9 protein-coding genes are annotated in these 7,420 nt (G+C 66.0%); 4 read left to right on the top strand and 5 right to left on the bottom strand.

Annotation, left to right across the window (positions count from 1 at the left end; genetic code table 11):
* From Q3A80_RS31570 to Q3A80_RS31555, 4 genes are all read right to left on the bottom strand, one after another.
* The coding region (locus tag Q3A80_RS31570) for an aminotransferase class III-fold pyridoxal phosphate-dependent enzyme (protein WP_446332693.1) at positions 1–358 on the bottom strand (358 nt) is incomplete at its 3' end.
* A 37-nt stretch (positions 359–395) separates the two neighbouring features.
* A complete protein-coding gene (locus tag Q3A80_RS31565) occupies positions 396–1,733 on the bottom strand; it encodes a glutamine synthetase family protein (RefSeq protein ID WP_446332692.1) in 1,338 nt (445 codons plus the stop codon).
* Between the two features lie 29 nt (positions 1,734–1,762).
* Entirely contained in the window at positions 1,763–2,548 is a 786-nt protein-coding gene (locus tag Q3A80_RS31560; protein WP_446332691.1) for a gamma-glutamyl-gamma-aminobutyrate hydrolase family protein, read from the bottom strand.
* A 288-nt stretch (positions 2,549–2,836) separates the two neighbouring features.
* Entirely contained in the window at positions 2,837–3,061 is a 225-nt protein-coding gene (locus tag Q3A80_RS31555) for a hypothetical protein (RefSeq protein ID WP_080294539.1), read from the bottom strand.
* Positions 3,062–3,488: 427 nt separating this feature from the next.
* Between Q3A80_RS31555 and Q3A80_RS31550 the strand changes: the two genes are divergently transcribed.
* Positions 3,489–4,040, top strand: coding sequence for a cupin domain-containing protein (locus Q3A80_RS31550; RefSeq protein ID WP_446332690.1), 552 nt, complete (start codon positions 3,489–3,491; stop codon positions 4,038–4,040).
* Between the two features lie 86 nt (positions 4,041–4,126).
* A complete protein-coding gene (locus Q3A80_RS31545) occupies positions 4,127–5,617 on the top strand; it encodes an aldehyde dehydrogenase (RefSeq protein ID WP_446332689.1) in 1,491 nt (496 codons plus the stop codon).
* Between the two features lie 56 nt (positions 5,618–5,673).
* Here the strand turns inward: Q3A80_RS31545 and Q3A80_RS31540 are convergent, their stop codons facing one another.
* Positions 5,674–5,874 (bottom strand): heavy-metal-associated domain-containing protein, encoded by a 201-nt coding sequence (locus Q3A80_RS31540; RefSeq protein ID WP_446332688.1) that lies wholly within the window; start codon positions 5,872–5,874, stop codon positions 5,674–5,676.
* Between the two features lie 329 nt (positions 5,875–6,203).
* Here Q3A80_RS31540 and Q3A80_RS31535 point away from each other — a divergent pair, with 329 nt between their 5' ends.
* Both Q3A80_RS31535 and Q3A80_RS31530 read left to right on the top strand, forming a co-directional pair.
* Positions 6,204–6,536: a cupredoxin domain-containing protein gene (locus tag Q3A80_RS31535; protein ID WP_446332687.1), complete on the top strand. Its 333-nt coding sequence runs from the start codon at positions 6,204–6,206 to the stop codon at positions 6,534–6,536.
* A 12-nt stretch (positions 6,537–6,548) separates the two neighbouring features.
* Entirely contained in the window at positions 6,549–7,385 is an 837-nt protein-coding gene (locus Q3A80_RS31530; RefSeq protein WP_446332686.1) for an FTR1 family iron permease, read from the top strand.
* The last annotated feature ends 35 nt before the right edge of the window (positions 7,386–7,420 follow it).

Genomic DNA, 7,420 nt, shown 5'->3' with positions numbered 1-7,420 from the left:
GCGCCGACAGTTCGATCACCGGCGGGTGCGTCGTCTTGAAGAACGTGTTGTAGAACGGCAGTTCCTGGATCTGGCGATACGCGGCATCGGCGAGTTCCTTGCGCCCGTAGCCGACGTTCACGCACCAGAGCCCGGCCATGCCGTCGATGATCTGGTTGCCGTCCGAGTCCCACAGGTACACGCCGTCGGCCTTCACGATCACGCGGCTGCCCGCGCGATTGAGCGCACCCATGTCCGAGAACGGATGGATGTGGTGCGCGGCGTCGAGCGCGCGGTATTCGGCGGTCGAGCGCGCCTGGGTCGTGCGGGCCGCCGGTGCGGCGGGCTGGATCCACGCGGATTCGTTGCGGTACGTCATGTTTCCTCCGTATTTCGATAGTGCGTTGTGCGCGTGCTTACACGTGCAGCAGCAGATGACGGCGTTCCCACGAGCTGATCACGCGGAAGAACGCTTCGTATTCGGTTTCCTTCAGCGCGAAATACGCCTTCAGGAACTTGGGCCCGAGGATCTCGCCGAGCGGCTCGCACGCAGCCATCAGCGTGAGCCCTTCCTCCAGGTTGCGCGGCAGCCCGTACGGCAGGTCGTAGCCGTCGCTGACCAGCGGCTCGGTCGGCTCGAGGCGCTGCGTCATGCCGAGATAACCGGCCGCGAGCGTCGCCGCGAGCGCGAGGTACGGGTTGCAGTCGACGCCGGGAATCCGGTTCTCGATGCGGCGTGCGGCCGGGCCCGAGTGCGGGATGCGGAAGCCGACCGTGCGGTTGTCGTAGCCCCACTGCACGTTGATCGGCGCGGCCATGAAGCGCGACAGCCGGCGGTACGAGTTGATGTACGGCGCAAAGATCGGCATCAGCGCGGGCGTGTACTTCTGCAGCCCTGCGAGGTAGTTGTAGAACAGCGACGTCGCGCCGCCCGTTTCCGGCGACGTGAAAAGATTCCGGCCCGTTTCCTCGTCGACGATGCTCTGGTGCACGTGCATCGCGGAGCCCGGTTCGCCTTCCATCGGCTTGGCCATGAACGTCGCGTACATGTTGTGACGTAGCGCGGCCTCGCGCACCGTGCGCTTGAACAGGAACACCTGGTCGGCGAGCGACAGCGCGTCGCCGTGCATGAAGTTGATCTCCATCTGCGCGGCGCCGACTTCGTGGATCAGCGTGTCGATGTCGAGGTTCTGCGTTTCGCAATACTCGTAGATGTCCTCGAACAGCGGATCGAATTCGTTGACGGCCTCGATCGAATACGACTGGCGGCCCGTTTCGGGGCGGCCCGTGCGGCCGACCGGCGGACGCAGCGGCAGGTCCGGGTCCTTGTTCATGTCGACCAGGTAGAACTCGAGCTCGGGCGCGACCACGGGCTTCCAGCCTTTCGCCTTGTACAGGTCGAGCACGCGCCGCAGCACGTAGCGCGGCGAGATCTCGACCGGCGAGCCGTCGAAATGCACGCAGTCGTGGATCACCTGCGCGGTCGGATCGACGGCCCACGGGATCAGGCGGATGGTCGACGTGTCGGGCACGCAGACCATGTCGGGATCGGTCACGCCGGTGAGCGACCCGTCTTCCGGATATTCGCCGGTGACGGTCTGTACCATCACGGCCTGCGGCAGCCGCATCGATTCGCCCGACGTGAACTTGTTGCGCGGCGTGATCTTGCCGCGCGCGATGCCGGCCATGTCGGGAATGATCGCTTCGATCTCGGTGATCCGGTGCTGTTTCAGAAAGTCTTCGATGTCTTGCATGTCTGTTCTCGTTATGTGGGTCGGCGCGCTCACGCGAGCGCGGCAGCGGCCGCGGCGCGGGCCCGCGCATCGCGGCGTGCGCGGCATGCGTCGCCGAATGCGCGGAAGATCGCGCTCGACAGCGGGTCATGCGCATGCCGCCATTCCGGATGCCATTGCACGGCGAGCGCGAAGGCCGGTGCATCGACGACGCTGACGGCCTCGATCAGCCCGTCCGGCGCGACGGCCTCGACCGCGAGGCCCGATCCGAGCTGAGCGATGCCCTGCTTGTGCAGCGAGTTCACGTGCACGTCGTCGCGGCCGCCGGCGAGCGTGTGCAGCACGCCGCCCGGCGTCAGGTGCACGACGTGCGCGGGGCCGTATTGCACGTCCATCGGCGCGTCGTCGTCCTCGCGGTGATCGGCGAGGCCCGGCACGTCGTGCACGCGCTGGTGCAGCGTGCCGCCGCACACGACGTTCAGCTCCTGAAAGCCGCGGCACACGGCCAGCACCGGCACGCCTGCCACGATCGCCGCGCGCAGCAGCGGCAACGTGGTCGCGTCGCGGGCCGGATCGTGCTTCGTGCCGGGCGCGCTCGGCGCGCCGCCGTACCGGTGCGGCTCGACGTTCGAGTAGCTGCCGGTAAACAGCAGGCCGTCGACCGTAGCGAGCACGTCGTCGACCGACTGGCGCTCGCCGAGCGCGGGCAGCACCATCGCGAACGCATGCGCGCCGTCGACGATCGCCGCGACGTACTTGTCGCCGACCGTATGCGACGCGTGTGCGCCGATCTGCGTGAAGTCGGCAGTGATGCCGACGAGAGGTTTCCTTTCCATGACGTCAATCAGTTGTCCATAAGGCTCGTGCGTCCGTGACTGCGGTGAACCGGCAAAACGCAGGCGCGACGGAGCCCCGCAGCCTCGCGCGATGCGCAAGGCCGCTGGTGAATGGGCACGGCGCGGGGCGCGTGGGCGGCCCGTGCTGTGCGCGACGGTCAGGCCGTCGTTCGTTTCGTTGTGCTGCGCGACGCAGCAATCGATGCGCGAACGCGTTCCGTCACCGCGCGCACGGCGCGGCTAGCGAACAGCCAACTGAAACGAACGACGCAAAAAGGAGGAGAGGCGCTATGGCAGCAGCGACGCGACTTCGTCGGTATCGACGGCCACGAATGCGCGTGCGGAAACGGCGTTGTGACGCCGAACGGAACGACGGGACAGGATGGTGTAGATCGACAGATGCAGCAGGCGAGGACTATGCCAGCCGCAACTGCCATCGGAAGCGGGAGCAGCGCTGCGCAAACTTCGCGCATCGCCTCGATCCCACCTCACCAGAGGGCCACGGACTCTCACGATTACACTCGACTGGTTTGTTGAAAGTATTGAACACCCGATCGTTTCGGCGCGCGAGGCGTTTAAAATAATCAAGGTGTCGGGCCGCGCGTCATTTACATCTATTGGCATCAATCCTTGTGTTGCGATAACGTTTTCCGGTGCCGATGAATGGTCAATGACGCTGACCTGAGAGCCAGCATATACGAGTCAAAAACGGCGTCAAATGTTTTTTGACGGTGTCGTGTCAGGGCTTTCCCGAAGCACTGCGAACAAAAGATTCGTAAATGGAATGATGTATCGGGTGTTCATTATTTCGAACGGCTTTCAGGGTTTTCCCCGCTGATACGCGGCATAAAGTGATTAGAATATTCAACACGCGCCGAGCAAGGCCGATGCGTCGTTTCACTTTTTCACCGCACTCCATATCGTGTCCGAAACCGAATCGATGTCCACCGAAGTCGCCGAGCGCCTGCGCTTCGTGCGCAACAAGCACGGCCTGTCGCAGCGCGAACTCGCGAAGCGGGCCGGCGTGACCAACGGCACGATCTCGCTGATCGAACAGGGCCGCGTGAGCCCGTCGGTCGGCTCGCTGAAGAAACTGCTCGAATGCATCCCGATGAGTCTCGCGGAGTTCTTCACGTTCGAGCTCGTCGAATCGCGCTCGGTCGTGTCGCGCCGCGACGAGATGCCGAACCTCGGCAACGACGCGCTCGCGTTCCACCTCGTCGGCGCCGGCGTGAAGGATCGCAACATGTGCATCATGCGCGAGATCTACCAGCCGCTCGCCGACACGGGACCCGAGATGCTCGTGCATGCGGGGCACGAGGGCGGTGTCGTCGTCGCGGGCCGGCTCGAGCTCACCGTCGATGGCGCGACGTGGCTGCTCGATCCCGGAGACGGCTACTACTTCGAAAGCCGTTTGCCGCACCGTTTTCGCAATCCCAGCGCGGAACAGCTGTGCGAGGTCGTGTCGGCCAATTCGCCGGCCACCTTCTGACCGCGCATCACCGCATTCGCCGCCGGCCATGTTGCCGTTGCGCGGCGTGCCGCAGCGCGAATGCCACAACCATTGAGGCATCCTGAATGAACAAGTTGACTTTGGCTGACTGGCAGGACAAGGCGGCGTCGCTCGAGATCGAAGGGCGCGCATTCATCGACGGCGCGCCGCGCGACGCGCACGGCGGCCGCACGTTCGACTGCGTGAGCCCGATCGACGGCCGCGTGCTCGCGAAGGTGGCCGATTGCGGCGAGGCAGACGTGAACGCGGCCGTCGCGGCCGCGCGCCGCGCATTCGACGCCGGCGTGTGGGCCGGGTTGAACCCGCGCGCACGCAAGGCCGTATTGCTGCGCTGGGCCGCGCTGATGCGCGAGCATCTCGATGAACTGGCGCTGCTGGAGACGCTCGACGCGGGCAAGCCGATCGGCGACACGACGACGGTCGACGTGCCGGGCGCCGCGTATTGCGTCGAATGGTTCGCCGAAGCGATCGACAAGGTCGGCGGGGAAGTCGCGCCGGCCGACCATCATCTCGTCGGGCTCGTCACGCGCGAGCCGGTCGGCGTGGTCGCGGCCGTCGTGCCGTGGAATTTCCCGATCCTGATGGCCGCATGGAAATTCGGCCCCGCACTCGCGGCCGGCAACAGCGTCGTGCTGAAGCCGTCGGAGAAGTCGCCGCTGACCGCGATCCGCGTCGCGCAGCTCGCGTTCGAGGCCGGCATTCCGGCCGGCGTGTTCAACGTCGTGCCGGGCGCGGGCGAGCCGGGCAAGCTGCTCGCGCTGCACCGCGACGTCGACTGCATCGCGTTCACCGGTTCCACCGCGGTCGGCAAGCTGATCATGCAGTATGCGGCGCAGTCGAATCTGAAGCGCGCGTGGCTCGAACTCGGCGGCAAGTCGCCGAACATCGTGCTCGCCGACTGCCCGGATCTCGACCGCGCCGCGCAGGCCGCGGCCGGCGCGATCTTCTACAACATGGGCGAGATGTGCACGGCCGGCTCGCGCCTGCTCGTGCATCGCGACATCAAGGACGCGTTCATCGAGAAGCTCGTCGCGGCCGCGCGTGCGTACGTGCCGGGCAATCCGCTCGATCCGTCGGTGTCGATGGGCGCGATCGTCGACGGCATTCAGCTCGAACGCGTGCTCGGCTACATCGACGCGGGACGCAAGGAAGGCACGCTCGTCACCGGCGGTGCGCGCGTGAGGGAAGAGACGGGCGGCTTCTACGTCGAGCCGACGGTGTTCGAGGTGAAGCCCGATGCGAAGATCGCGCGCGAGGAGATCTTCGGGCCCGTGCTGTCGGTGATCGTGTTCGACGACGTCGACGACGCGGTGCGGATCGCGAACGATACCGAGTACGGACTCGCGGCGGCCGTATGGACGTCGGACCTGACGACCGCGCACGACGTGTCGCGCCGGCTGCGCGCGGGCACGGTGTGGGTGAACTGCTACGACGAAGGCGGCGACATGAACTTCCCGTTCGGCGGCTACAAGCAGTCGGGCAACGGCCGCGACAAGTCGCTGCACGCGCTCGAGAAATACACGGAGCTGAAGTCGACGCTGATCCGGTTGCGCTGACGCGGCCGGCGGGCATACGCGCGGGCGCGGCGCCGGCCGGCGTCGCGCCCGCGCGTTCAGGCCGGGCGCAGCACCGGGTGGAAGCCCGCGGCCTCGATGATCGACTGCACGCGTTCGGCACCCTGCGCCGATTCGACCTTGACCGTCTTCGCAGCCACGTCGATGTCGAGCTTCGCAGCCGGATCGGCGGCCGTCACCGCGCGCGTGATCGCGTTGGCGCAGCCGCCGCAGGTCATGTCCTGGACGTCGAATTCCATCGTGTTCTCCTGAGTTGACGATTGACGAGTACGTTCAGCATGAAGCTTGCCATAGTGGGAAGGTCAAGCGAGGTTCGCAACGATCGTTGGCCAACAGCAATTTGTAATGCTGAAGTCAGACGAATCGCCGTTTGCGTGCACGCGTCAGTCCGAATATCTCCCGATTGACGAGCGCGCATTGTCGGCGAAATCTTGCAAAGCCTTGCGCGACAAGATGCCTGTCACATCGCGGGCGCACGATCTCCATGGTTCGAGTGTGGGTACTCGGAGGTGGGAATGCGAATCGCTCTTACTATCGGTTCCCTTCGATATTTCATTTGATTACGCACATGACCCGTTTCGTTATCGGCTTCGCGCTGGCCCTGCTGGGCGCATCGGCAACGTCCGCATTCGCCGCCGACGATGTCGTCAACCTGACGCTGAAGGACCACAAGTTTTCGCCGGACGGCGTGACGATTCCGGCGGGCAAGAAGGTGAAGTTCGTCGTGAAGAACCTCGACGCGACGCCGGCCGAATTCGAAAGCGACGACTTCAAGGCGGAGAAGGTCGTGCCGGCCGGCAAGTCGGTCGAGATCCTGGTCGGGCCGCTGAAGGCCGGTACCTACGAGTTCCACGACGAGTATCACGAAGCGCAGTCGAAGACGCACCTGACCGTCAAGTAAGCCGATATCGCCATGCTGTCTACTGCCCTCATCGTTTTTCGCGAAGTGCTCGAGGCCGCGCTGGTGGTCTCGATCGTGATGGCCGCCACGAAGGGCGTGCCGCGGCGCGGCTGGTGGGTCGGCGGCGGGCTCGTCGGCGGCGTGATCGGCGCGGGCCTGATCGCGGCGTTCGCCGACGTGATCTCGCAGTGGGCATCCGGCATGGGGCAGGAAGTCTTCAACGCGGGCGTGATGTTCGTCGCGACGCTGATGCTTGCATGGCACTGCATCTGGATGAGCCGGCACGGCCGCGAGATGGCGCTGCACATGGGCGAGGTCGGGCGGGCCGTCGCGGCCGGCAGCCGGCCGCTGACCGGGCTCGCGATCGTGGTCGGCGTGGCGGTGTTGCGCGAAGGCTCCGAGGCCGTGCTGTTCCTGTACGGGATCGCGGCCGGCGATCCGGGCCAGACGCCGCAGATGATCGTCGGCGGGCTGCTCGGCGTGCTCGGCGGCGCCGGGCTCGGCTATGCGATGTATGCGGGGCTGCTGCAGATTCCGCTGAAACGCCTGTTCTCCGTCACCAACGCGCTGATCGTGCTGCTCGCGGCGGGCATGGCGAGCCAGTGCGTGGGCTTCCTGCTCGCGGCGGGGCTCGTGCCGTCGTGGGGTGATGCGGTGTGGGATACGTCGTGGCTGCTGAAGGAGTCGAGCATCGTCGGCAAGGCGCTGCATACGCTGATCGGCTATACCGCGCGCCCGGCGGGGATCCAGATCGCCGCGTACGTCGTGACGCTGGTCGCGATCGTCGTGCTCGCGCGGCTCGTCGGCCGGCCGCAGACGGCCGTGCGGCCGCCGCGACACGCGGCGTGATTCGCCGCGGTGCGGATGAAACAAGGGGCGTCGTC

Source organism: Burkholderia sp. SR8, assembly GCF_052851275.1.
The sequence above is the reverse complement of the archived record's forward strand: the minus strand, read 5'-3'. Positions and strand labels throughout refer to the sequence as shown.

Coding starts and splice junctions, on each gene's coding strand:
- Q3A80_RS31565 (WP_446332692.1), bottom strand. CDS start 1,733: ATGCAAGACATCGAAGACTTTCTGAAACAGCACCGGATCACCGAGATC.
- Q3A80_RS31560 (WP_446332691.1), bottom strand. CDS start 2,548: ATGGAAAGGAAACCTCTCGTCGGCATCACTGCCGACTTCACGCAGATC.
- Q3A80_RS31550 (WP_446332690.1), top strand. CDS start 3,489: ATGTCCACCGAAGTCGCCGAGCGCCTGCGCTTCGTGCGCAACAAGCAC.
- Q3A80_RS31545 (WP_446332689.1), top strand. CDS start 4,127: ATGAACAAGTTGACTTTGGCTGACTGGCAGGACAAGGCGGCGTCGCTC.
- Q3A80_RS31540 (WP_446332688.1), bottom strand. CDS start 5,874: ATGGAATTCGACGTCCAGGACATGACCTGCGGCGGCTGCGCCAACGCG.
- Q3A80_RS31535 (WP_446332687.1), top strand. CDS start 6,204: ATGACCCGTTTCGTTATCGGCTTCGCGCTGGCCCTGCTGGGCGCATCG.
- Q3A80_RS31530 (WP_446332686.1), top strand. CDS start 6,549: ATGCTGTCTACTGCCCTCATCGTTTTTCGCGAAGTGCTCGAGGCCGCG.